The sequence below is a fragment of the Vibrio superstes genome, from assembly GCF_003569005.1.
In the GTDB taxonomy this organism is placed as follows: Bacteria; Pseudomonadota; Gammaproteobacteria; order Enterobacterales; family Vibrionaceae; genus Vibrio; species Vibrio superstes.
Genome location: NZ_BCUR01000004.1, coordinates 706,561 through 731,802, shown reverse-complemented (window position 1 = coordinate 731,802; position 25,242 = coordinate 706,561). Strand labels below are relative to the sequence as shown.

General features: G+C 44.9%; 23 protein-coding genes. 17 read left to right on the top strand and 6 right to left on the bottom strand.

Annotated elements, in window-relative coordinates:
- The first annotated feature begins 2 nt into the window (after positions 1 to 2).
- The 9 genes from mrdA to D5I41_RS11295 all read left to right on the top strand — a co-directional run bounded on the left by mrdA (position 3) and on the right by D5I41_RS11295 (position 8,670).
- Entirely contained in the window at positions 3 to 1,904 is a 1,902-nt protein-coding gene (gene mrdA / locus D5I41_RS11335; RefSeq protein WP_162892825.1) for a penicillin-binding protein 2, read from the top strand.
- Positions 1,901 to 3,022: a rod shape-determining protein RodA gene (gene rodA, locus D5I41_RS11330; RefSeq protein ID WP_017029162.1), complete on the top strand. Its 1,122-nt coding sequence runs from the start codon at positions 1,901 to 1,903 to the stop codon at positions 3,020 to 3,022. The genes mrdA and rodA overlap by 4 nt, the downstream gene beginning before the upstream one ends.
- Positions 3,022 to 3,813 carry a septal ring lytic transglycosylase RlpA family protein gene (locus D5I41_RS11325; RefSeq protein ID WP_119009880.1) on the top strand — a complete coding sequence of 264 codons (792 nt, stop codon included), beginning with the start codon at positions 3,022 to 3,024 and terminating at the stop codon, positions 3,811 to 3,813. Before rodA ends, D5I41_RS11325 begins: the two co-directional genes overlap by 1 nt.
- Positions 3,814 to 3,933: 120 nt before the next feature.
- Positions 3,934 to 5,115, top strand: coding sequence for a serine hydrolase (locus D5I41_RS11320; RefSeq protein ID WP_119009879.1), 1,182 nt, complete (start codon positions 3,934 to 3,936; stop codon positions 5,113 to 5,115).
- Positions 5,116 to 5,290: 175 nt separating this feature from the next.
- Positions 5,291 to 5,560 carry a DUF493 family protein YbeD gene (gene ybeD, locus D5I41_RS11315; protein WP_017029159.1) on the top strand — a complete coding sequence of 90 codons (270 nt, stop codon included), beginning with the start codon at positions 5,291 to 5,293 and terminating at the stop codon, positions 5,558 to 5,560.
- A gap of 150 nt (positions 5,561 to 5,710) precedes the next feature.
- Positions 5,711 to 6,424, top strand: a complete 714-nt coding sequence (gene lipB / locus D5I41_RS11310; RefSeq protein WP_119009878.1) for a lipoyl(octanoyl) transferase LipB — start codon at positions 5,711 to 5,713, stop codon at positions 6,422 to 6,424.
- Positions 6,417 to 7,382, top strand: coding sequence for a lipoyl synthase (gene lipA / locus D5I41_RS11305; protein ID WP_017029157.1), 966 nt, complete (start codon positions 6,417 to 6,419; stop codon positions 7,380 to 7,382). The genes lipB and lipA overlap by 8 nt, the downstream gene beginning before the upstream one ends.
- Before the next feature lie 328 nt (positions 7,383 to 7,710).
- Positions 7,711 to 8,040 carry a hypothetical protein gene (locus D5I41_RS11300; RefSeq protein WP_119009877.1) on the top strand — a complete coding sequence of 110 codons (330 nt, stop codon included), beginning with the start codon at positions 7,711 to 7,713 and terminating at the stop codon, positions 8,038 to 8,040.
- A gap of 135 nt (positions 8,041 to 8,175) precedes the next feature.
- Positions 8,176 to 8,670 carry a M48 metallopeptidase family protein gene (locus D5I41_RS11295; RefSeq protein ID WP_119009876.1) on the top strand — a complete coding sequence of 165 codons (495 nt, stop codon included), beginning with the start codon at positions 8,176 to 8,178 and terminating at the stop codon, positions 8,668 to 8,670.
- 57 nt (positions 8,671 to 8,727) lie between these two features.
- Here the strand turns inward: D5I41_RS11295 and glyA are convergent, their stop codons facing one another.
- On the bottom strand, positions 8,728 to 9,978 hold the full coding sequence (gene glyA, locus D5I41_RS11290; protein WP_017029154.1) for a serine hydroxymethyltransferase: 1,251 nt from the start codon (positions 9,976 to 9,978) through the stop codon (positions 8,728 to 8,730).
- 324 nt (positions 9,979 to 10,302) lie between these two features.
- Here glyA and D5I41_RS11285 point away from each other — a divergent pair, with 324 nt between their 5' ends.
- Positions 10,303 to 10,905 (top strand): YitT family protein, encoded by a 603-nt coding sequence (locus D5I41_RS11285; RefSeq protein WP_119009875.1) that lies wholly within the window; start codon positions 10,303 to 10,305, stop codon positions 10,903 to 10,905.
- A 53-nt stretch (positions 10,906 to 10,958) separates the two neighbouring features.
- Here the strand turns inward: D5I41_RS11285 and treC are convergent, their stop codons facing one another.
- From treC to gmhB, 4 genes are all read right to left on the bottom strand, one after another.
- Positions 10,959 to 12,638 (bottom strand): alpha,alpha-phosphotrehalase, encoded by a 1,680-nt coding sequence (gene treC, locus D5I41_RS11280; protein WP_119009874.1) that lies wholly within the window; start codon positions 12,636 to 12,638, stop codon positions 10,959 to 10,961.
- A 59-nt stretch (positions 12,639 to 12,697) separates the two neighbouring features.
- On the bottom strand, positions 12,698 to 14,122 hold the full coding sequence (gene treB, locus D5I41_RS11275; RefSeq protein WP_119009873.1) for a PTS trehalose transporter subunit IIBC: 1,425 nt from the start codon (positions 14,120 to 14,122) through the stop codon (positions 12,698 to 12,700).
- 172 nt (positions 14,123 to 14,294) lie between these two features.
- Positions 14,295 to 15,239 carry a trehalose operon repressor TreR gene (gene treR, locus D5I41_RS11270; RefSeq protein ID WP_119009872.1) on the bottom strand — a complete coding sequence of 315 codons (945 nt, stop codon included), beginning with the start codon at positions 15,237 to 15,239 and terminating at the stop codon, positions 14,295 to 14,297.
- A 53-nt stretch (positions 15,240 to 15,292) separates the two neighbouring features.
- Positions 15,293 to 15,844: a D-glycero-beta-D-manno-heptose 1,7-bisphosphate 7-phosphatase gene (gene gmhB, locus D5I41_RS11265; RefSeq protein ID WP_119009871.1), complete on the bottom strand. Its 552-nt coding sequence runs from the start codon at positions 15,842 to 15,844 to the stop codon at positions 15,293 to 15,295.
- A gap of 182 nt (positions 15,845 to 16,026) precedes the next feature.
- Here gmhB and metN point away from each other — a divergent pair, with 182 nt between their 5' ends.
- From metN to D5I41_RS11245, 4 genes are all read left to right on the top strand, one after another.
- A complete protein-coding gene (metN, locus tag D5I41_RS11260) occupies positions 16,027 to 17,061 on the top strand; it encodes a methionine ABC transporter ATP-binding protein MetN (protein WP_119009870.1) in 1,035 nt (344 codons plus the stop codon).
- On the top strand, positions 17,051 to 17,728 hold the full coding sequence (locus D5I41_RS11255; RefSeq protein WP_017029150.1) for a methionine ABC transporter permease: 678 nt from the start codon (positions 17,051 to 17,053) through the stop codon (positions 17,726 to 17,728). Before metN ends, D5I41_RS11255 begins: the two co-directional genes overlap by 11 nt.
- Positions 17,729 to 17,756: 28 nt before the next feature.
- The gene (locus tag D5I41_RS11250) at positions 17,757 to 18,566 is read left to right on the top strand and encodes a MetQ/NlpA family lipoprotein (protein WP_119009869.1); all 810 of its coding nucleotides are present in this window, start codon (positions 17,757 to 17,759) and stop codon (positions 18,564 to 18,566) included.
- A 464-nt stretch (positions 18,567 to 19,030) separates the two neighbouring features.
- A protein-coding gene (locus D5I41_RS11245) for an IS3 family transposase (RefSeq protein WP_119009868.1) occupies positions 19,031 to 20,202 on the top strand; the annotation gives its coding sequence in 2 pieces (ribosomal slippage) (positions 19,031 to 19,301 and positions 19,301 to 20,202; 1,173 coding nt in all).
- A gap of 303 nt (positions 20,203 to 20,505) precedes the next feature.
- Here the strand turns inward: D5I41_RS11245 and D5I41_RS11240 are convergent.
- On the bottom strand, positions 20,506 to 22,095 hold the full coding sequence (locus D5I41_RS11240; protein WP_119009867.1) for an AbgT family transporter: 1,590 nt from the start codon (positions 22,093 to 22,095) through the stop codon (positions 20,506 to 20,508).
- Between the two features lie 351 nt (positions 22,096 to 22,446).
- Between D5I41_RS11240 and tsaA the strand changes: the two genes are divergently transcribed.
- The 3 genes from tsaA (at position 22,447) to D5I41_RS11225 (ending at position 25,240) form a co-directional block, all read left to right on the top strand.
- Positions 22,447 to 23,145: a tRNA (N6-threonylcarbamoyladenosine(37)-N6)-methyltransferase TrmO gene (tsaA, locus tag D5I41_RS11235; RefSeq protein WP_119009866.1), complete on the top strand. Its 699-nt coding sequence runs from the start codon at positions 22,447 to 22,449 to the stop codon at positions 23,143 to 23,145.
- Between the two features lie 82 nt (positions 23,146 to 23,227).
- Positions 23,228 to 24,943 (top strand): proline--tRNA ligase, encoded by a 1,716-nt coding sequence (locus tag D5I41_RS11230; RefSeq protein ID WP_119009865.1) that lies wholly within the window; start codon positions 23,228 to 23,230, stop codon positions 24,941 to 24,943.
- Between the two features lie 93 nt (positions 24,944 to 25,036).
- A complete protein-coding gene (locus D5I41_RS11225; protein WP_119009864.1) occupies positions 25,037 to 25,240 on the top strand; it encodes a YaeP family protein in 204 nt (67 codons plus the stop codon).
- The last annotated feature ends 2 nt before the right edge of the window (positions 25,241 to 25,242 follow it).

The window sequence follows — 25,242 nt, the reverse complement described above, 5'->3', positions numbered from 1 at the left end:
GCATGATGCGTAAGCGCTCTCATTTTAGAGACCATAAACTCGAGACTCGGCTTTTTAGCAACCGCGCTTTGGTTGCCTTCATTGGCATCCTTGTTCTCATCGGCCTGCTTATCATTAACCTGTATCATATTCAGGTTAATCAGTTTCAAGACTATCAAACTCGCTCTAACGATAACCGTATCAAAGTCGTACCCATCGCGCCCAATCGTGGCCTAATCTACGACAGGAATGGCATTGTTTTAGCGGAGAACAGACCTGTATTTTCTCTAGAACTCACTCCTGAAAAGGTCATCAACCTTGATGAGACGATTTCTCGCCTTCAGCAACTGCTACCCGCTATTTCGGAAGAGCAAGTAGAGCGATTTCAGCGAGATCGTAAGCGTTCTAGACGTTTTAAATCAGTACCGTTACTTGGACAACTTTCAGAAGAACAAGTCGCTATCTTCTCTGTTCATCAGCATGAATTTCCAGGCGTAGAAGTAAACGCTACCCTAAAGCGTTTTTATCCCTACGGTGAGATCCTGACCCATGTTCTCGGCTATGTTTCCCGTATCAATGACCGCGACATTCAGCGCTTAACCCGCGAAGATAAGGTGCAGGATTACCAAGCCACACATGATATTGGTAAGCTAGGCATCGAGCGTTACTACGAAGATATCTTGCACGGTAAACCGGGCTACCAAGAGGTTGAAGTCAATAGCCGTGGTCGCGTCATTCGTACCCTAAAGTACGAGCCGCCTACTCCGGGTGAAGATATCGTTCTTAACATCGATATTAAGCTACAAAGCTATTTATTCGAGCTTCTGGATGGTCGTCGAGGCAGCGCTGTTATCCTTGAGCCTCATACTGATGCAGTGCTTGCTATGGTATCTAGCCCTAGTTATGACCCTAACTCCTTTGTGCATGGCATTTCAGGCAAAGATTATAGAGCGCTGCTCAGTGATATTAATCGCCCGCTGGTAAACCGGGCCACGTTAGGTATCTACCCTCCTGCATCGACGGTAAAACCCTTCATTGCAGTGGCAGCGTTACAAGAAAAAGTGATTACTCCGACCACGACACGTAACGACCCCGGATATTGGCGTATTCCAAATTCCAAGACTCGACCATTTAGAGATTGGTTACGCTGGGGACATGGCGAAGTTGATATCAATAAAGCCATTGAAGAGTCGGTGGATACCTTCTTCTATCAAATAGCTTATGACTTGGGCATCGACCGTATTTCTAAATGGATGCAAGAGTTTGGCTTTGGTGACTATACCGGCATCGATATCTATGAAGAAAGCAAAGCCAACATGCCTACACGTGAATGGAAGCGTGCCAGACACAACGCACCTTGGTATCAAGGGGACACGATTCCTGTCGGCATAGGTCAAGGTTACTGGACAGCGACCCCAATGCAGATAGCCAAGGCGACTTCGGTATTGATCAATGAAGGCAAGGTAATGGCACCGCAGATCCTTCGCTCAACCATCAAACCTGTTGAGCATAATGGCACTGTGGAAGAGTTCAAGCAGCCGGAGCTGTATCCACCAATCACCGGCGTGAAGAAAGAGTTTTGGACCATTGCCAAGCATGGTATGTACTTGGTTAACCATGGTAAACGAGGCACAGCTCGCCGCGCATTTGCAGGCATGAAATATAAGAGCGCTGGTAAATCGGGAACAGCACAGGTATTTGGGCTCGCGGAAGATGAAAAATACGATGCTGACGAGATAGCTGAACACTTGCGAGATCACGCTCTGTTCACTGGATTCGCACCCTATGATAACCCTCAGGTTATTTTGACTATTGTCCTAGAGAATGCAGGGGGTGGTTCAACTCATGGTGCACCAGTGGCAAGACAAATTTTCGACCATATTTTGTTAAACCCAACTTATGACTATATCGAGCCTGAAGAATGAAACTAGATCCTGAAACAGGCAAAAACCGTTCGCTGTTTGAGCGTATGCACCTTGACCTTCCTTTGATCTTTGGGGTTTTAATCCTGATGGGATGTTCACTGGTGATCATGTACAGCGCCAGTGGCCAAAATCTCGCCATGATGGAACGCCAAATGATGCGCATGATATTGGCGCTAGGGGTCATGGTTATCATGGCTCAAATCACCCCAAGGACCTATGAAACACTCGCTCCATTACTGTTCACCGGAGGGCTCATCCTGTTATTAGGGGTGCTCTTCTTTGGTGAGGCATCAAAAGGAGCGCAACGTTGGCTAAACCTTGGCTTTGTGCGCTTTCAACCCTCTGAATTAATGAAACTGGCTGTACCCCTCATGGTCGCGAGATACATAGGAAACCGCCCTCTTCCGCCAAGCTTTAGGGTTCTCGCAACATCCTTAATCTTGGTTATGTTACCCACAATATTGATCGCTAAACAGCCAGATCTGGGTACCTCTATCTTGATCGCGGCTTCAGGTATATTCGTGATTTTCCTAGCGGGAATTAGCTGGAATATCATCCTCTCGGCCGCTCTAGCGGTGGGGGCGTTCGTGCCGATACTGTGGTTTTTCTTGATGCGTGAATACCAAAAGGTGCGCGTTAGAACCCTGTTTGATCCAGAGTCCGATCCCCTAGGTGCGGGCTACCATATTATCCAAAGTAAGATTGCGATTGGTTCTGGCGGTTTAACCGGTAAAGGTTGGCTGCAAGGTACTCAATCACAATTAGAGTTCCTACCAGAGCGCCATACTGACTTCATCTTTGCCGTTATTGCTGAAGAATGGGGACTGATTGGCGTCATGTTCTTGCTCACAGTCTATCTATTCATCATTGGCCGCGGTTTGTATCTAGCAAGTCAGGCCCAGTCGGCCTTTGGTCGAATGATGGCAGGTAGTGTGGTACTGAGTTTCTTCGTTTACATCTTTGTAAATATTGGTATGGTGAGCGGGATTTTGCCCGTTGTGGGCGTTCCTTTGCCATTAATCAGTTATGGTGGCACCTCAATGGTGACCTTGATGGCAGGCTTTGGCATATTGATGTCGATCCAAACTCATAGAAAAATGCTTTCGAAGGCAAACTAATGCGAATATTGACAACCCTAGGATTGGGCGTAGCTCTGACAATCATTGCTGGATGTTCAGGATCGGACAAAGATCGCTATGCAATAGCACAAGATGTCCCACCTGACTCACCTATCTCCTTGAATCATATCGAGGATGCAACTCCACGCTACGAACCTTATAGCCTAGGTGGAAACAAAGATTACACTGTACGTGGTAAATCCTATTCTGTGATAAATAACCCTGAGGGTTTTAAAGAGAAGGGAAAGGCCTCTTGGTACGGCAAGAAATTTCATGGGCATTTGACCTCAAATGGCGAAACCTATGACATGTATTCCATGAGTGCTGCTCACAAAAATCTTCCTATTCCAAGTTATGTCAAAGTCACCAATGTCGACAATAACAAAACGGCCATTGTTCGCGTCAACGACAGAGGGCCATTTCATGAGGGGCGAATTATCGACCTGAGTTATGCGGCAGCGACTAAACTTGGAGTAGTGAAAACTGGCGTGGCGAATGTCGAAATAGAGTTTATTACGACTAAACCCAAGGCTGGCAACAAGACAAAATCGGATGCTCACCCAAGCTATGTGATTCAAGTAGCGAGTCTGGGGAATGCAACCAATTCGAAGAAGCTGTCCAATAAACTCACTGAAGAGTATGAGCAGCCAAGTTATGTAGAAAAACAGGATGCCATCAATAGAATCTTTATTGGCCCAATTGCTGACGCCATCGAAGCTAAGCAGCTCCTAGAAAAACTACAACAAAATGGACATCCGAGCGCCTTTATTAAAAAGCATAAACCTGAGTAGATCAGGCGCGGATTAAAATTCACACTTTGGCAAGCATTATGGTAGTTTCTCTGGTCTAGACTTTTGATTCTGCTACTATACAAAAAGTTTTGCCTTCAATTTGGACATTACACGGAAAAGATGAAAACTATCACCCAATCACTTAAATCTCTCGCCGTAACGAGTGCGTTTGCCTCAGTTGCTTTTGCAGCAACCTCTCAGGCCGCACCTATCGTGTTACCGGATGCTCCACAGATTGCAGCCAAAGGCTATGTACTGATGGATTACAACTCAGGCAAAGTATTGGCTGAGAAAGAGATGAATACTCAGCTTCATCCAGCTAGTTTAACCAAGATGATGACCAGCTATGTTATTGGCCAAGAGCTAAAGCGTGGCAACATTTCTAAAGATGATGAAGTTGTTATCAGCAAGAATGCTTGGGCGAAAAACTTCCCAGATTCATCAAAGATGTTCATCGAAGTAGGTACAACCGTCACGGTTGACGAGCTTAACCACGGCATTATCATTCAATCAGGTAACGATGCCTGTGTTGCAATGGCTGAGCACGTTGCTGGCTCTGAAGATGCCTTCGTTGATCTCATGAACGCTTGGGCAAAATCGCTAGGTATGGATAACTCACACTTTGCCAACGTCCACGGTCTTGATAACGATGAGCTATATTCAACTCCATACGACATGGCTCTACTAGGTAAAGCCCTTATCCGTGACGTACCTGATGAGTATGCACTCTACGCAGAGAAGCAATTCACCTACAACGGCATCACTCAGTACAACCGTAATGGTTTATTGTGGGATAAAAGCATGAACGTTGATGGCATCAAGACTGGTCACACTAGTAATGCGGGTTACAGCCTAGTAAGTTCTGGCACAGAAGGCCAAATGCGCCTTATTGCGGTCGTTATGGGCACTAAGAGTGCTAATGCTCGTAAAGCAGAAAGCAAAAAGCTTCTGAACTATGGATTCCGTTTCTTCGAAACAGTCGCTCCGCATAAAAAGGGCGAAGTGTTTGCTGAAGAGAAAATCTGGATGGGTAGCCAAGACACCGTTAAGTTGGGTCTAGCTGAAGATACCTATGTGACACTTCCACGTGGCGTAGCGAAGAACCTACAAGCGAGCTTTGTTCTAGATAAGGAACTAAAAGCGCCAATCGCACAAGGCGATGTTGTAGGTCGAGTATTCTATCAAGTCGATGGTGAAGACATCGCTGAATACCCGCTGCTCGCTCTAGAAAGTGTTGATGAAGGTGGTTTATTCAGCCGACTCATCGACTATTTAGTACTGCTATTTAAGAGCTGGTTCTAAGCGTTTTATCTTGAGTTATTTTGAAAAGAAGCTGCTTTATAGCAGCTTCTTTTTTATCTATCGCTAGCTTGAAATACAGACAATGGAACCTCATATTGAGTTTTTAGTTCAATCAAAGTAACATTCGCGCCTTAAATGGCCCTTATTTACACTATTTCCATTTGGAGTCGCAACCATGCAAGAGCAGCCAAAACTAAAAGACCTGTTGGAGTTCCCGTGCCAATTTACTTACAAAGTAATGGGTTACGCAAAGCCTGAACTACCAGATCTCATCTTGGAAGTGATCCAACGCCACGCACCTGGTAGCTACAGCCCTAAAATCACTCCAAGTGGTAAAGGGACGTATAACGCGGTTTCGGTAACCATTACAGCTACCTCTATCGAACAAGTTGAAACACTGTACAAAGAACTCAGTGATATTGAAATCGTTCGTGTCGTGTTATAACCGCCGAGACTTAACCGTTAAGTTGTAAGCCGTTGATCTTAAAAGTGGTGCATCTTTGAGCACCACTTTTTGTAATACAAATAGTATTAATTCGCCTTTTTCTAGTAGAAATAACCTCACGTTGCTAGTAATGTGCGTACTTCGATATAGATGATTCAGGGACGTAACGAATTGCCTAACGATACAGAGAAACAAGCAAACACCACCTCATCGCTACTCAGTGATCGATTGGAGATCCACCATCTTGGTCGTCAAGATTACGAACCAATATGGCAGAGAATGCATCGATTCACCGATGAGCGCGACGAAAATACCGTTGATCAGGTATGGATTGTTGAGCACAATCCTGTTTTTACACAAGGCCAAGCGGGTAAAGAGGAACACCTCCTTAATACTGGCGATATCCCTGTGGTTAAAAGTGATCGCGGCGGTCAGGTTACCTACCACGGCCCAGGCCAAATGGTGGTGTACTTCCTACTGAACTTGCGTCGACGCGGTTTAGGGGTGCGTGAACTGGTGACTCATATAGAGAACACCGTGGTTCAAACCCTTGCTAAGCTCGGTATCGAATCTGCAGCCCGTCCAGATGCTCCTGGCGTGTATGTAGAGGGTAAAAAGATCTGTTCCCTTGGACTTCGAATCCGCAAAGGTTGCTCCTTTCACGGATTAGCTCTGAATATAGATATGGATCTCTCCCCTTTCCTGCGCATCAACCCTTGTGGTTATGCCGGTATGGAAATGGTTCAGGTCGCTGACTTCACAACCGATGATCAGCGTGCAAACATTCAAGGTATTCTGGTTAAGGAATTAAGTACCTTACTGGATTACACAGACGTAATAGAAATGACAGAAAGCTATGAGTAAACCAATTCAAATGGAAAAAGGCGTCAAATATCGCGACGCTGATAAGATGGCGCTGATCCCTACTAAGTCAGTTCCAGTTGAACGCAGCGAAGTTCTTCGTAAGCCTGAATGGATGAAGATTAAACTACCCGCTGATAGCCAGCGCATTCAAGACATTAAGTCTGCTATGCGTAAAAACAATCTGAACTCGGTATGTGAAGAAGCTTCTTGCCCTAACCTAGCAGAGTGTTTTAACCACGGTACAGCAACCTTCATGATCTTAGGTGCTATCTGTACTCGTCGCTGTCCTTTCTGTGATGTAGCCCATGGTCGTCCGGTCGCACCGGAAACCAACGAACCACAAAAGCTGGCTCAAACCATCAAAGACATGAAGTTAAAGTACGTAGTGATCACCTCAGTAGATCGTGATGATCTGCGCGATGGCGGTGCTAAACACTTTGCTGACTGTAATGAAGAGATCCGCAAGCTTAACCCAAACATTCGCATTGAAACTCTGGTTCCAGATTTCCGTGGCCGTATGGATAAAGCCTTAGAAGAGCTTAAGCTAAATCCACCGGATGTGTTTAACCACAACCTAGAAACAGCGCCACGCCTGTACCGTCGTGTACGACCTGGGGCTAACTACAAGTGGTCTCTAGAGCTTCTGAAGAAATTCAAAGAGCAGCACCCTGACGTTCCAACTAAGTCTGGCGTAATGATGGGCTTAGGCGAAACGAAAGAAGAAATCGTAGAAGTGCTTAAGGATCTTAGAGCGCACGGCGTAAGCATGCTAACTCTAGGCCAATACCTAGCACCAAGCCGTCACCACCTGCCAGTAGAACGCTACGTTCCACCAGCAGAGTTCGACGAGCTAAAAGAGATTGCACTAGAGCTAGGCTTCACCCACGCAGCCTGTGGTCCATTCGTACGCTCTTCATACCACGCAGACCTACAAGCAAAAGGTGAGGAAGTTAAGTAAAAAATCCCCTAGGATTTTTTATCCCAGAAAAGCACAGCTTTATCTGGGATCTACCTTAGGATTTTTTATCCCAGAAAAGCGCTAGCTTTATCTGGGATCTCCCCACCAGCCATACCTTGTATTCCACGAACCTAGAGGTTGCTTGCAACTCTCTAGGCTCTTCTCTTAGCTTGTGCCAATATCAATATCATACTCCCCCATAACCCCAATTGCGACAAACCTCAAAACTCCCAAATAAACCCCCAAACATTACCGTGGTTTTTTGCTTTCTACGCTAAGCCCATTATGATTAAAGCTAGGACTGGTCATAAATTAGGGAGGTCGTTTAATGCGACTGTTATTATGTGCGCTGTCGGCTCTATTTTTGTGGGGCTGTGCAGATAAAAATACTCAAGAAGACAACTACTTAGAAGCATCATTTGAGCTGTGTAACACCGAGGTCTCACTCTACTCGGTGAGTGATGATGGCAAGGTTCGCATCATTTGTGCGGATGGGTCTAAGTTCGCTCTGGACAATGAAAAAACCCTAGAGGTTATGCGCGACATCAATATCGATTACTGCTCAGGCGAAGGGCTATCTAAATTTAGTGAAAGCCGTCGCTACTATACATTCCGTTGTAAATCAGGCACGCAGCTGAGTATCAACAAAGGCGGTTAATAGCCAAACTATCAGCTATCAGCTATCAGCTATCAGCTATCAGCTAGGATAATTCGTGAAGTGCCCAATAAATCCATTTTTTCAATGCTGGGAATTGGGTAGAATTGAGCACTTTCGTCATGCCTTTGGAATACAATGAACCCTTCACTGAGATACATTCAGGGCTACCCCGAACATATAATCACGCCCATTACCCAGCTTGTAGAGTCAGGGAAACTCAACAATTGGTTTGAGCAACGTTACCCTACCAAGCACGCTATCCAAAGCGAAAAAGCCCTGTTTGAATATACCATGGCGATTAAAAATCGCTTTATGAGAAAGTCTGCACCGCTAAGCAAAGTCATTTACGACCCCAAGATCCACCTCATCAACAATGCGCTAGGACTGCACTCTTACGTCAATCGCGTTCAAGGTAACAAGGTAAAATCAAAGAACGAAATTCGTATCGCTAGCGTATTCAAAGATGCACCAGAGCCACTACTACGAATGCTGATCGTTCACGAATTAGCACACCTGAAAGAAAAGGACCATAACAAGGCGTTTTATCAGCTTTGTTGTCATATGGAGCCTGAGTATCATCAACTAGAGCTCGATGCTCGGCTCTTCATTATGTATCTCGAAAACCAATAAACAAAAAAAGCGAGCCCCAAGGCTCGCTTTTGTCATTCAGAGTACTTTATACCAATCTTATGCGTAAACAGGTTTACGGTTACAGATTTCTAGCACCTTAGCTTTAGTCGCTTCAATTACCGACTCATCACCCATGTTGTCTAGGATGTCACACATCCAGCCAGCAAGGTTTTTCGCGTCTTCTTCAGTGAAACCACGACGAGTAATTGAAGGAGAACCGATACGGATACCTGAAGTAACAAACGGGCTACGAGGGTCGTTTGGTACAGAGTTCTTGTTCACTGTAATGTTAGCTGCGCCAAGAGCGGCATCCGCTTCTTTACCTGTGATGTCTTTGTCGATTAGGTCAACAAGGAACAGGTGGTTTTCTGTAGAGCCAGAAACGATGTTGTAACCACGAGCTAGGAACTCAGCAACCATAGCTTTTGCGTTAGCAACAACGCGCGCTTGGTATTCTTTAAATTCTGGTTCAAGAGCTTCTTTAAACGCTACAGCTTTACCAGCGATAACGTGCATCAGAGGACCACCTTGACCACCTGGGAATACCGCAGAGTTTAATTTCTTGTAAAGGTCTTCACCTTCGTTAGAAAGAATTAAACCACCACGAGGACCTGCTAGGGTTTTGTGAGTCGTTGTTGTTACTACGTGCGCGTGTGGTACTGGGTTCGGGTAAACGCCAGCAGCGATAAGACCTGCCACATGCGCCATGTCAACAAAGAAGTAAGCGCCAACTTTGTCTGCGATTTCACGCATACGAGCCCAATCACATACTTGAGAGTATGCAGAGAAACCACCGATGATCATCTTAGGCTTATGCTCAACAGCCAAAGCTTCCATCTCTTCATAGTCAATCTGGCCTTTCTCATCGATGCCATAAGGAATGATGTTGTACAGCTTACCAGAGAAGTTAACTGGAGAACCGTGAGTCAGGTGACCGCCGTGAGCAAGGCTCATGCCCAATACTGTGTCGCCAGCATTCAGTAGTGCCATGTATACAGCGTTGTTTGCTTGAGAGCCTGAGTGAGGCTGAACGTTCGCGTATTGTGCACCAAATAGCTCACATGCACGCTCGATAGCTAGAGTTTCTACCTTATCAACGTACTCACAACCGCCGTAGTAGCGCTTGCCTGGGTAACCTTCAGCGTACTTGTTAGTTAACTGAGAGCCCTGAGCTTCCATTACACGTGGGCTTGTGTAGTTTTCTGAAGCGATAAGTTCAATGTGCTCTTCTTGGCGCACTGTCTCTTCTTGGATTGCGGCAAATAGGTCCGCATCGTAATCAGCGATGTTCATATCACGCTTTAGCATCTGTATCTCCTGACTCAGATTAAACTGTAAATAGCTAAAAAAACCACACAATGACCAAAAGCAAACGTTTTCGTCATGGTAATGGCGGCATTTTACCGAAATAAATTCGTATCACAAATTTTTTTTGTCCCTGTTTTCTGTAGGTATATTCGCCTAAATAACCAACAGAATAAAGGCCTATCTGGGATTCTCTTTTTTGAAGGCTTCAACTTTACACTGTGTAAATCAAAAATTACACGCTGTTAACAAAAAAGTTGCGCAAACAGTTCGGTAAAGCACAGTTTTCCTATACTATTCGCGGCTGAATCTGCAAGGTTAAGTACAATGAACAAACATAGCTTTCTCGAGGATTGCGCTGCTATATTTACTGGTACTCTATTAGTGGCAGTTGGGATCTATTTTTTAAAATCTTCATCCATGATTGTGGGTGGTACGGCAGGTCTTGGATTGCTGTTTACGCAGTTTATCGACCTTAGCTTCGGTACCATGTATTTCTTAGTCAATATTCCCTTTTATTTCTTGGCGTGGTTTCGTCTTGGTAAGCGCTTTACTATAAACAGTGTGATATGTGTTTCATTGGTATCGGTGATGGCTGACAACCTGCACCATGTCATGCGCTTTGAACTGCTCACGCCTGCTTTTGCTGCCATTGCTGGCGGCACGTTTATAGGATTAGGCTTACTGGTTCTATTCCGTCACCGTGCCAGTTTAGGCGGCTCAAATGTATTGTGCCTAGTGATCCAAGATAAGATGGGTATCTCGGTGGGCAAAACACAGCTGTTGTTTGATACCTCTATCTTGATATGTTCGCTCTATTTCATTCCATTGACCTTAATTGCTTGGTCTATATTGGCTGCTGTGTTCATTAACTTAATCTTGTGGATGAACCATAAACCCACCCGATACACAGTTCATTACGAGCGCTAAAAATATAAAACAAAGGCTTTGGGAACACTCAAAGCCTTTAATCTATCAGGGGGTTAGTTCTCGATAACAATAACGCGAGTTTCGTAAGGCCTTAAGCCTTGAACCGCTGAATAGCTATCTTGTTGCGGATAATTAGATAACAGGCAACTTGCCCTACTCCAGTCATAACTACCGGGAATTTCACACTCTACTGGTTCTGCATAATAGTTGTTTATACAGAGCAGTGTTTGAGTGCGCGTTTGCCTGCGATAAGCAAACACCTGTAGGTGATCCGGTAAGAGATCTTGATAATCCCCTTCGGTGATGACCGCTAATTTTTTTCTCAGCGCTATCAACTTGTGAAAGAAGTAGAACACCGAGGTTTCATCTTCTATCGCCTGTTTCGCGTTGATCTCTTTATAATTACCGGCAACCTCCAGCCATGGAAGTCCTTTTGAGAACCCGGCATATTGAGTCTCATCCCATTGCATGGGCGTACGTGAGTTATCCCTGGATTTTTGGGACAATATTCCCAATATTTCTTGCTCACTGCGACCTTGTTGATTCAGCATCACCTCATACATATTCGTGCTTTCAACATCACGATACTGATCAATTGAGGTATAGCTAGGATTGGTCATTCCAATCTCTTCACCTTGATAGATATAAGGCGTACCTTGCATCATGTGCACCGATGCTGCCAACATCTTAGCTGACTCTTTCCTATAAAGAGTATCATTGCCCAACCGGCTCACCACTCTTGGCTGATCATGGTTACACCAGAAAAGTGCTCCCCACCCTTTACCATTCAACCCCGTTTGCCAGTGATCAAAGATTGATTTCAGCTGCAAGAAATCGAACGGAGCTTGGGTCCACTTTTCACCATTAGGATAATCCACTTTCAGATGGTGGAAGTTAAACACCATAGACAGCTCTTTATTATCCAGAGCAGAGTACTGCTGACAATGCTCTAGTGTCGTTGAGGACATTTCTCCAACGGTAACACTGCCGTACTTTTGAAATACCGCTTGGCTGATCTCCTGCAAATACTCATGCACACGGGGACCGTCGGTATAAAAGCGACGGCCATCGCCTGAACTATCGTTGGGGAAATCCTGCTGCTTAGAGATGAGATTGATGACATCTAGACGGAAACCATCTACCCCCTTCTCTGCCCAGAACGAAATCACTTCCTTTACCTCGGCGCGAACCTTAGGGTTTTCCCAGTTTAAGTCTGCTTGTTGTTCAGCAAAAAGGTGCAAGTAGTATTGATTGGTTTGTTCGTCGAGTTTCCACGCGTTTCCACCAAACTTGGATTGCCAATTATTTGGCTCTGCATTTTCAACGGGATCTTTCCAAATATAGTAGTCGCGATATGGGCTATTTTTGTCTCCAAGTGCCGATTGGAACCATGTGTGCTCTGTTGAGGTATGATTTACTACAATATCCATGATCAAGCGTATGCCTCGCTGATGAGCCTTTTCTAGTAGCTCATCAAAATCCGCCATAGACCCAAAATCTGGATTAATTTGGTAGTAATCAGAGATATCGTAACCATTATCAACCATAGGAGATTCGTAAACAGGGGTTAACCAAATCGCGTCTACACCCAAGTTTTCAAGATAATCCAGCTTGGAAATAATGCCTTGAATATCGCCTGTGCCTTTATTACCACTATCACAAAAGCTTTTCGGATAAATCTGATAAATTGATGCGGTTTTCCACCAATCATGCTGTTGCTGTAACACTGTCATTTATTCACATACCCTTAAATTATTTGAAAGAGAAGTGGTTATTCACCACTTCCAATTGCTTATGCACTCGCTAAGTTCAGATCGCCTTTAGCCTGAGCTCGCTTATAGAAAAACAATGTCAAAAAGGCAGGTACAACAATCGCAACCAGCATGGCTAATAGATAGATAGTCCAATACTGAGGTTGGATAGATAGGATGCCGGGTAAACCGCCCACACCAATGCCATTGGCCATCACACCAGCACTACCACAAATAGCGGCAGCTAATGCACTGCCTATCATTGCGCTTAGCATTGGGAATTTGTACTTCAAGTTAATGCCGTACATTGCAGGCTCAGTGACGCCCAGATAAGCAGAGATAGCCGCTGGAACCGAGATATCCCTCTCTCCCGCTTTCTTACTAAGAATGATGATACCGACCACTGCCGATGCTTGGGCAATATTAGAAAGAGCAATCAACGGCCAAATTGGCGTGCCACCCATCTCTTGCATCAACTGCAGGTCAACCGCATTGGTTGTATGGTGGATACCTGTAATGACCAAGGGTGCGTAGAAAAAACCAAAGATCATCGAGCCGATGATCGCAAAATCACCCGTCATGGCAGCTTTTGCAGCAAAAGCAACACCGTTACCCAAGGTGCGGCCGAATGGGCCAATCAAGGCGTGCGCTAAAATAACCGATAAAATGATCGAGACAAATGGAACGACAACTAGGTAAAGATAGGATGGGACAATACGTTTAAGGTTTGTCTCAATCAACGCCAAGGCGACACCCGCCAACATAGCCGGTATGACCTGCGCCTGATAGCCTACCTTCTCAATCACAAAGAGCCCGAAATCCCACACCTCCGGCACTTCTTTACCAATCAAGTAAGCATTCATTAACTGCGGAGAGACTAAGGTTACACCTAAGGTAATGCCCAAGATCGGTGTTCCGCCTAGCTTTTTAACGGTCGACCAACAAACGCCAACCGGTAAGAAGAAGAAGATTGCTTCGCCAATGAGCCACAAGAATGAATGTACTGTGGCCCAAAACTGGCTGATTTCAACCAAGGTCTTTCCGTCAAACATGCGAATGTCACCAATCACATTGCGAAAACCTAAGATCAAGCCACCGGTGATAATTGCAGGTAGAAGAGGGACAAAAATTTCGGCAAGATGCGAGATACCGCGCTCAACGATATTCATATTTTTACGTGCTGCTATTTTTGCATCATCCTTGGATGCTTCTGTGGAGCCCGTCAGTTCAATGAGGATTTTATAAACCTCATCAACCTCAGTACCAATAACGACTTGAAACTGACCTGCATTGGTAAAGCAGCCTTTAACCAATGGCAGCGCTTCTAATTCAGCCTTATTTGCGATGTCGGTATCATTTAGCACAAAGCGCAAACGTGTAAGGCAATGGCTCACGCTGGCAATATTGGTACTTCCACCGACTAACTCTATAAGACGCGCAACGTCTTGCTTCGCTATCTTACTCATAATTGTTCCACCCCATTTCACTCTTTATTTATTATATCTCTTCTCTTTATGGGAACATTCCCAAAGATTGACCATATAGTGTCAAAAAACACCCACTCGATAAATGGGAACATTCCCAAAGATTGAACAGGGTCACAATCTTTGGCTAGTGGTTAGAAATTCCGCTACAGAGTTAAAGGATGGGCTTTTGGGTATGATGAGAGATGGGGGCTGATTCTGCTATCTGAGAAATGAGCAAGTTTGCAGCCAGGTGACCCGCCTGCTGGTAACCGGGATCAATGCTATGAACATCCGGAAACAAGAACGACAGTAGTTCATTGCCGCCCACTCCTGTGATTGCAATATCCTCTCGATTAAGCTCTTGTAGGCGTTTGATCACCCCCAAACATAGGGTGTCGCTGGCACAAACAATCGCTTCTGTACCCTCATGGATCACTTGATCAACCAGCTGATAAGCACTCTCATGATTGAGCTCACCGGTAGCAGAGATCGGTGTGATTTTATTTTCATTACACCAGTTTAAATATGCGTTCAGTCTTAGCAGGCCTGTAGACTTATCACTCGGATCGACGCCAATAAAGGCAACCTTATTCAAGCCTCTTCGCTCAATGTGTTCTAGTGCTAATTGAATGACGCCTTGGTTATCGTAATTAATGGAGGTGACATTTACCGTGTCCAGGGCAATCACAACGGCGCGTTTACCCCAAGATTCAATTTTTTCAATATCGCACCCAGTAAAGCCAAACACAATGACCCCGTCTACGTTACGACGTTTCAGTACGTCTAGGTGTTCATTGGTCTTGTCTTTATCAAACTGGCTCTCCATGATCACGACATCGTAGCCATTGCTGTAGAAATAATTTAGCATCTCGCTAATGGCTTTATTTTCAGATGGCGAGTCTAGGCGAGAAATAATGATGCCAACGACCTTCTGTTTACCTCCACGCATCGACTGCGCGGATTTGGACGGCACATAACCCGACTCCTGAATCACTTGCTCAACCAAGGCTCGAGTCTCAGGTTTAACTTTAGGGTCATTGGTGAGTACGCGAGAAACCGTCGACTTTCCAACGCCAGACAGTTTCGCGATATCTAAGATAGTGAGCTTTTTACTCATGAGTCTCTTAATGGTTGCAACATAAAGGTCGCTAATGAATACGGTAGTGAGGTTTATTTTTGCAAATAATTGGGGACATCAGCAATGCTGTCGAGAACGACAGTAGCAATCGACTCACCTTTTTCTGTCACAGGTTTACCTGTGCGAACCAGTATCTTGGTGGCGACACCTGCAGCCTCAGCTGCTATCATATCTTCTGCTTTATCACCAATCATGACGGACTTACTCATATCGATCTTCAAAAAGTCACGTGCCGAAATAAACATGCCCGGTTTTGGCTTGCGACAATCACAATCTTGCTTGTAGTCGCCAATCCCGTGCTCTGGGTGATGCGGGCAGTAGTAAATACCATCCAGCTCGACACCATTATCAACAAAGTTCCAGTCCATCCATTGCGTCAACGACTCAAATCGCTCTTCGCTAAATTTGCCGCGCGCTATTCCAGATTGATTGGTGACCAAGACTAATAGATACCCCATCTGCTGCAACTTCTTGGTTGCCTCAAAAACGCCAGGGATATACTCGAAATCATGCTCATCATGTACGTAGCCATGATCAACATTAATAACACCATCACGGTCTAAAAAAACGGCTGCTTTAGGCACGGGTAACTACTCTGCTCTGCTTCATAAAGATGGTAACGATTATCGCATGCTTTGTTACCACTCGCACCCTTGAATTGGCGTTTAGACGTCTAGACGTAAAAATATCTATTGACTTGGGTCAATGAAATATCTAGCATCTCTGCAAGATTTAAACTCCTCTACCTAATCATGCAGGCTATTTGATGATAGAGATTAAGCAAGTTAACAAGGTATTCTATCAAGGTAAAACCGCTATCAGCGCCTTGAAAGATATCAACTTAACCATCGCCAAAGGCAACATCTTTGGTGTGATTGGTTCTTCTGGTGCGGGCAAAAGCACCCTAATTCGTTGCGTTAACATGCTAGAAGCACCTACTAGCGGTGAAGTCATCGTGGATAGTGTTGACCTTACCAAGCTATCTAAGAAAGAGCTTTCTGAAGCGCGCCGCAACATAGGCATGATCTTCCAGCACTTTAATCTTCTTTCTTCTCGCACTGTATTCGAAAATATCGCTCTACCTCTAGAGCTAGCGGGTAAAGATAAGCAAGCTATTGAAAATAAAGTCACTGAACTATTGGGCTTAGTGGGTCTTAGCGACAAGCGCGATACCTACCCTGCCAACCTTAGTGGCGGACAAAAACAGCGTGTTGCGATTGCACGTGCACTTTCAAGTGACCCTAAAGTATTGCTTTGTGACGAGGCGACTAGCGCCCTTGATCCAGCAACCACTCAATCGATCCTTGGCTTACTAAAAACCATCAACCGTCAACTCGGTATTACAATCCTTATCATCACCCACGAGATGGATGTAGTGAAGAACATCTGTCACGAAGTTGCCATTATTGGTGGCGGTGAGCTTGTTGAGAAGGGCTCGGTGGGTGACATTTTTGCTCACCCAAAGACAGAGCTTGCGCACCAGTTTATTCGCTCAACCCTAGACCTTTCTATTCCAGAAGATTACGAGTCACGCCTTCTGACTGAGCGTAAAGAAGGAAGCTACCCGTTGGTGCGACTGGAATTTACCGGCGCTAGTGTGAATGCGCCAGTGATCAGTCAAATCACTCGTAAGTTTAATATTGATATCTCAATTCTAAGCTCAGATCTGGATTACGCTGGTGGCGTTAAATTCGGCATGATGGTGGCGGAATTCTTCGGTGACGAAGAAGCTGACAATGCAGCGATTCAATACTTAAAAGATAATAATGTAAAAGTAGAGGTGCTTGGCTATGTCTTATGATGTACTAGCTGATTGGTTCAATCTAAATAGCGGACTTTTATTAAAGGCAACTTGGGAAACCCTATACATGGTGGGCTTTTCTGGCATTGTCGGTTTCGCTGTGGGTATTCCTCTAGGCGTAGTCCTGCACACCACTAAACGTGGCGGTTTGCTGGAAAACCAGCGCTTGAACTCCATCTTAGGCGCCATTGTCAACGTAGGCCGAAGCGTGCCCTTCCTTGTGCTTATGGTGGCTATCATCCCATTTACCAAGCTTCTGATCGGAACCTTTATCGGCACAACCGCCGCTATCGTGCCGCTAACGATTGGCGCTATCCCATTTGTGGCTCGCCTTATCGAAGGTGCACTGCTTGAGGTGCCAAGTGGCCTAGTAGAAGCCGCGCAATCAATGGGGGCAACACCGCTGCAAATTATTAATAAGGTACTGCTTCCAGAAGCGCTACCTACCATCATCAACTCAGTCACTATCACACTGGTTACCCTAGTTAGCTATTCAGCTATGGCGGGCACTGTGGGTGGTGGCGGTTTAGGTGATGTTGCTATTCGCTACGGCTTCCACCGCTACGATGTTGTGATCATGGCAGTGACAGTTGTAATGCTTATTGTATTGGTGCAAATCATTCAGTCTGTGGGTGACGCACTGGTTCGTAAAGTTGACCACAGATAAGAATTAAAAAAATTATACGGAGATAGTTATGAAATTTAGCCTAAAGAACATTTTTACCGTTGCGATTGCAGCATCAGCTTTGGCCCTAACAGGTTGTGGCGATAAAGAACAAGACCTAAGCAAGATCAAGGTTGGCGTAATGGCGGGTGCTGAAGCACAGGTTGCAGAAGTAGCGGCTAAGGTAGCTAAAGAGAAGTACGACCTTGATGTTGAGCTAGTGACTTTCACAGATTACGTGACACCAAACGCAGCCCTAGATGATGGCTCGGTTGACGTAAACGCATTCCAACACAAGCCGTACCTTGATCAACAAATCACTGATCGTAGCTACAAACTGGCGATCGCAGGTAACACCTTTGTTTACCCTATTGCGGGTTACTCTAAGCAAATTAAGTCTGTTGACGAGCTAGAAGAAGGTGCACGTATTGCAGTACCAAACGATCCAACTAACCTTGGCCGTTCACTGCTTCTTCTTGAGCAACAAGGTATCATCGAGCTACGTGAAGGCGCAGGTCTATTGGCAACGGTTCGTGATATCACTGCAAACCCTAAGAACATCACTATTGTTGAGCTTGATGCAGCACAACTACCTCGCTCTCTAGATGACGTAGCGCTGTCAATCATCAACACCACTTACGCAAGTTCTATCGACCTAACACCACAACGTGACGGTATCTTTGTTGAAGACAAAGAGTCTCCATACGTGAACCTTATCGTATCGCGTGAAGACAACCTAAACGCTGAAAACGTACAAAACTTTGTAAAAGCATACCAAACTGAAGAAGTGTACAACGCAGCTTCTGACATCTTTAAAGGCGGTGTAGTTAAGGGTTGGTAATCAACATTCCTTAAACTTCCCCTTCAAAATACCGTCACTATTCGTAGTGGCGGTTTTTTTATGCCCTTATATCGCCTCAAACAGCCTATGCAGGCTATAAGCTAGCGCCTTCCCTCTTGCCTACACCTTCACTAAATTCTGCTTTCAAGGCCTTTAGAGCCGGGAACTGACCTCTAGGCATTGAAAGTATGGTAGCTGCAGATAAAATTTGAAACAGCTTTGCTGTTATCTAGGGCCTTAGGTAGCGCCAGGAGAGATTATGTGCACTCAAAGATTCAGGATGAAGACTCCGTATTCTCAAGAATGACACCGTTTTGTACTTTAAGTATTTCATAACAGATGATTTAGCGTATTCGCTGGTTACTTCATTATTCGTGCCATTGATACCCGTCGCTCCCAGTACCGCACAACCCGACTTGATATGACCTCAATAAAGTAGACACCTAATTTAAGGATTAGGTGTCATGCAATTAAAACAAAGACGAACATTTTCCAACGAGTTTAAAAGAAACGCTGTTCAAACGTCACTAGAGTCTCCGGATACAGTAAACTCAATCGCAAAGTCTTTAGGAATACATCCTGCTGTTTTGAGTAAATGGAGATGCGAATTGACATCGGCTAAGCAAACTTCAAACCCGATTAAGAACGAGGGCCCGGAATCTTCTTTGGCTGAACTAGAGCGAGAAATGGCTCGTCTTAAAAAGCAGCTTGAAAGGGCTGAAATGGAGAATGATATGTTAAAAAAGGCGAAGGCCTACTTCGACAGTCGAAAAGAATAAAATTTGAGTTTATAGCTAAGCACCATAGTGCCAAGCGACCGATTAAATGGCTTTGCCATCTCTTTGAAGTCTCTCGTTCAGGGTATTATAAATGGCTGAACAGCGAACCTAGTGAGCGGTCTGCAGAGAATCGTTCATTATCTGATTTTCTCAAGGCTACCAGCGACGAGCAACACTGCATTCCTGGTTATCGGAAGCTTTGGAAGCTCGCGATAGAAAACAGCTTTGTGTGCAGTAAAGCGAAGGTCCAACGCTTACTGCAAGCTATGGGCTATCGCTCTCGAGCTTGTAAACGTAGCTTTGGTCGTGCAGCAAGCAAATCAAATGCTATTAGCGCTTTTAATCTGCTGAATCGAGAGTTTAACGTCGACGACCCTAATCGTGTTTGGGTATCCGATATTACTCAGGTTAGGTGTCTGGATGGTTGGCAGTATTTGTGTGTAGTTCTTGATTTATACTCAAGAAAAGTCGTTGGTTGGGGTACGAGCAAAATAAACAATGCTGATTTAGTCATAAAGACACTTAATCGAGCATGGAAGATAAGAAAGCCGGACGGTAACAAATTACTATTTCATTCAGATCAGGGAACCCAATATACAGCTGAAAATACATTGCTTTGGCATCACAAACGGAACATTACCGTGAGTATGTCTAGGAAAGGAAATTGTTGGGATAATGCGTGTGCAGAGAGCTTCTTTGCACAGTACAAAAAAGAGTGGATGAGTAATCTTGGTGAAATATCACGTCAGCAAATGACAACCCAAAGTCGACTTTATATCGTAAATTATTATAATTCAGTAAGAAAGCATGGGGCACTCGATGGAGTTAGTCCCAATGCTTTCGAGCTAATAAACTAAAACCCCGTGTCTACTTTTACGGGGTCATATCAACTTAATAACTAATAGCTGATAGCTGATAGCTTGAGGCTGATAGCTTGCAACTGGTGGCTAACAACTAAATCCATATGAACTCATTACAATAACCATTATTCAATCTAATCTTGCAGTGTGCATCTAGCGCGATAGGTAGGTTAATCTGGCTTGGCAATGAGGCGACAGGGAATCAATACGGAAAGTTGGTAGTTGCTCGTTGCGAAACTCCAGATAAAAAAATGGTCAGCATATGCTGACCATATTTTTCATCAAGTTTTAACGTCTCTACTAAGGCGCGTAGAACGTTGCTGCACCTGGACCTACTGGTAGACCAAATACAAATACCCATAGGTAGAACAGGATAGACCAACCAAATAGGAAGCAGATCGAGTACGGAAGCATGGTTGCTACCAGCGTACCTATACCTAGATTCTTCATGTAGCGAGTCGCTACCGCTAGGATAAGACCGAAGTAACTCATCATTGGAGTAATGATGTTAGTGGTCGAATCACCAATACGGTAAGCCGCCTGAATCGTCTCTGGTGCGTAGCCAACAAGCATCAGCATTGGAACGAAGATTGGCGCTGTTACAGCCCACTGAGCTGATGCTGAACCGATCATCAGGTTGATGAAGCCACACATTAGAATGAATGCGAAGAACAGCATTGGACCTGTTAGACCAATAGTCTGTAGGAAGTCTGCACCTGCTACCGCGAATACTTGACCGAAGTTTGTCCACTTGAAGAAAGCAACGAACTGAGCGGCAAAGAATACCAGAACAATGTATAGACCCATTGAAGACATTGACTTAGCCATTGCATCAATAACATCACGGTCCGTTTTCATTGTGCCGACAACGCGACCATAAACAAAACCAGGGATAGCAAAGAATACAAAGATAAAGGCTACGATACTCTTCAAGAATGGAGAGCCAGAAACTAGACCCGTCTCAGGGTGACGTAGTGCGCCCCACTCAGGAACAACTGTCAATGCAATCAGTGCACTTACTGCAACAACAGCAAGACCCGCCATCTTAAGACCGCGTTTTTCTTCAGGCTTCAAAGAACCCATGCTGTCATTAGATAAGTCTTCAGCCGCTTCTTCATCGTTATATTTGCCAAGTTTAGGCTCAACAATCTTTTCAGTTACAAATGCACCTGTGATTGCAATGAAGAAGGTAGAAACAAACATGAAGTACCAGTTTGATTCAGGACCAACAGAGTACGTTGGGTCGATCATTTGTGCTGCTGTTTCAGTGATGCCTGAAAGCAGTGGATCAACCGTACCGATTAGAAGGTTTGCAGAGTAACCACCCGATACACCAGCAAAAGCGGCGGCTAGACCGGCTAGAGGGTGACGACCTAATGAGTGGAAAAGCATAGCTGCAAGAGGGATCAGAACCACGTAACCCAGCTCAGAAGCTGTGTTAGAGATGATACCTGCAAATACGACCGTTACTGTAACCATACGCTGAGAAGCGTTCATTACTAGGCCACGCATTGCTGCAGAAAGCATGCCTGAGTGCTCAGCAATAGCAACACCAAGCATTGCTACTAGAACCGTACCTAGAGGTGCAAAACCGGTAAAGTTAGTTACAAGATTAGTAACGATAAGACGCAGACCTTCACCATTTAGAAGACTAACGACTTTGATAACGCCATCGGCGCTACGACCTGCTGCACCCTCTGGACGAGGATCCATAACAGAAACATCAAAATATCCAGCAATGCCAGACAGGACTAAAATTGCCACACAGAAAATAGCAAATAAAGTGATTGGGTGTGGTAATAGGTTGCCTAAGTATTCGACGCCATCCAGAAAACGAGTGAATAACGGCTTTTTAGGCGGTTGTTGTGTTTGTGAAGCAGATGTGCTCATCTGAGTTCTCCTTTAATTATTTTTATCTCTCTTTTTGCTCCTCAACCCGCAGGTTGTGGCACGTTATTTCCCTAACGCAGCAAAAAGGAGCCGGAAACATACCCTAGTACGACACAATTGAAAAGGCAGTTATGCCTTTAGAAACCCAACAAATGTGTCAAAAAAAGGTTAAAAAAGGTCAATAGTTAGCAGATATTGAGCGAAAAACTTATGTGGAATAAAGGATAAGGATTATTAACATTCTCTTACAAACTCCAGTCTGTTCAATTGCCACTGTTTGTAAAAAAGTGACGCAGAGCATACATTCTGCGTACATTTAACTTGGGTAAATCATTTAGGAACACCAAAAGAATGCACACAATTTCACCAATAGGCACTATTCACACTCCTTACAAAGAGAAGTTTGCTATCCCTAGGCAGCCAAATTTGGCGCCTAGTGTCACGACGGAATTACATCTAGAAGGCGAAGCGAACACCGAAGCGGCCGTTCGTGAACTGCAACAGTTTTCACATCTATGGCTGCTGTTTCTGTTTGATCAGAATATAGAAGCCGGTTGGAAACCTACCGTGCGCCCTCCTCGCCTTGGAGGAAATGAAAGAGTGGGTGTATTTGCCAGTCGCTCAACCTTTAGACCCAACGCAATAGGTATGTCGGCGGTGGAACTATTGGATGTTGAGGTAAAAAACGGACAGGTCGTTGTTAAGCTTGGTAATGTCGATTTAGTCGATGGCACACCCATCATCGACATAAAACCGTATATCCCCTATTCCGATAGCATACCTGACGCCAAAGGCGGTTATGCTGAAGCTCCCCCCGTCCCGGTAACCGTTCAGTTTAGCAAGCCAGCGCAAAGCGTACTCATGCAACACTCAGATAGTGAATACCGTCTACAAGCATTAACGGAAATCTTGTCCCAAGATCCAAGACCTGCGTACAAGAAAGGCAAGCCAGACTCGAAGGTCTATGCTGTGCATTTGTTTGAATGGAATGTCAGTTTTTCAGCCAATGAAGACGGCATTCAAGTGGTCGATATTGCCCCTTTAGCATAAAGCAATAGACTGGTATTATAGGGAGCTATTTTTTAGGGTTCTTAACCCTTCCCTCTATATACATATACAACGGAAAGCATCAATGCGTACCAGTAAATACCTAGTTTCTACATTAAAAGAAACGCCAAACGACGCAGAAGTAATTAGCCACCAGCTAATGCTTCGTGCAGGTATGATTCGTAAACTTGCCTCAGGCCTATACACTTGGCTACCCACAGGTTTACGTGTATTGCGTAAAGTGGAAAACATTGTTCGTGAAGAAATCGACAATGCAGGTGCTGTTGAGACTTTAATGCCCGTTGTTCAACCGTTCGAACTTTGGGAAGAAACAGGCCGCAGTGAGAAAATGGGTGCAGAGCTGTTACGTTTCAGCGATCGCCATATGCGTCCATTTGTGCTGAGCCCAACAGCTGAAGAAGTGATTACTAGCATCGTTCGTAACGAAATTAGCTCATACAAACAGCTTCCTCTGAATCTATATCAAATCCAAACTAAATTCCGTGATGAACGACGCCCTCGTTTTGGCGTTATGCGTTCACGTGAATTCAGCATGATGGATGCTTACAGCTTTGATGTCGACAAAGCAGGTCTTGAGAAGTCTTACCAAGCGATGCACGAAGCCTACTGTAAAGCATTTGACCGCATGGGACTTGATTATCGTCCAGTGCTTGCTGATACAGGTGCAATTGGTGGTAGTGGTTCTCACGAATTCCACGTACTTGCTGAAAGTGGTGAAGACCTTATCGCCTTCTCTAGTGAGTCTGACTACGCTGCAAACATCGAGAAAGCTGAGGCACTGGCACCAGCGGGTGAACTAGCTGCACCAACTCAAGAGATGACAGAAGTTGACACGCCAAACGCGAAAACTATCGCAGAGCTAGTTGAGCAATTTGAGCTGCCAATTGAAAAGACGGTTAAGACTTTATTTGTTAAGGCTTCTGAAGAAGTTGATGCAGAACTTATTGGCCTTATCATCCGTGGCGATCACGAGCTAAACGAAGTAAAGGCAGAGAACCTTCCTCAAGTTGCTTCCCCACTAGAAATGGCGACAGAAGAAGAAATCCGCGCAATCATTGGCGCTGGCCCTGGCTCTCTTGGCCCTGTGAACCTAGAACTTCCATTCATTGTTGACCGCAGTGCTGCAGCAATAAGTGACTTTGGCGCAGGTGCAAATATCGATGACAAACACTTCTTTGGTATCAACTGGGGCCGTGACGTAGAGCTAGGTCAAGTTGAAGACCTTCGTAACGTAGTAGAAGGCGATCTAAGCCCATGTGGCAACGGCGTGCTTCAACTTAAGCGTGGTATTGAAGTGGGCCATATCTTCCAGTTAGGTACGACTTACACTGATAAGATGAATTGTGGCGTGCTTGATTCTAATGGCAAAAACTCAATTCTAGAAATGGGTTGCTACGGAATCGGTGTAACACGTGTTGTTGCATCAGCGATTGAGCAAAATCACGATGACAACGGTATTATCTGGCCAGACGCAATTGCACCTTTCCAAGTTGCTATCGTCCCTATGAACATGCACAAATCTGAGCGCGTTAAAGAAGCGGCAGAGAAGCTATACGCAGACCTAACAGCTCAAGGCATCGAAGTACTGTTTGACGACCGTAAAGAACGCCCAGGCGTAATGTTCAAAGATATCGAGCTTATTGGTATTCCTCATACCGTGGTTATTGGTGACCGTAGCATGGACAATGGTCACTTTGAGTATAAGAGCCGTCGTGATGGCGAAAAAGTCCCTGTAGAGATGGACAATATTGTTGCGCACCTACAAGGTCTGATTAAGTAAGCCTTTACGCTTTGATTCCCCTTTCTAGGAAGGGGAAAAACAGATTTTAATAAAGGCAGCCTCGGCTGCCTTATTCATTTTTGGAGAAACATAATGAAAATTTACGATTGCTGTGACCTAGTTCGCGAACTCTATGCCCAAATTGGCAGTGGTGATCAAGGCTACATCCCACAAGCCATTACTTGTGCACTAAAAACACTGAATGATGTGGCTGCAGATACTAGCCTGCCTAAAGAAACCCGTGAACGCGCTGCTTTCGCCGCTGCAAACCTGTTGATCTCAGATTTCGAGGACTAACT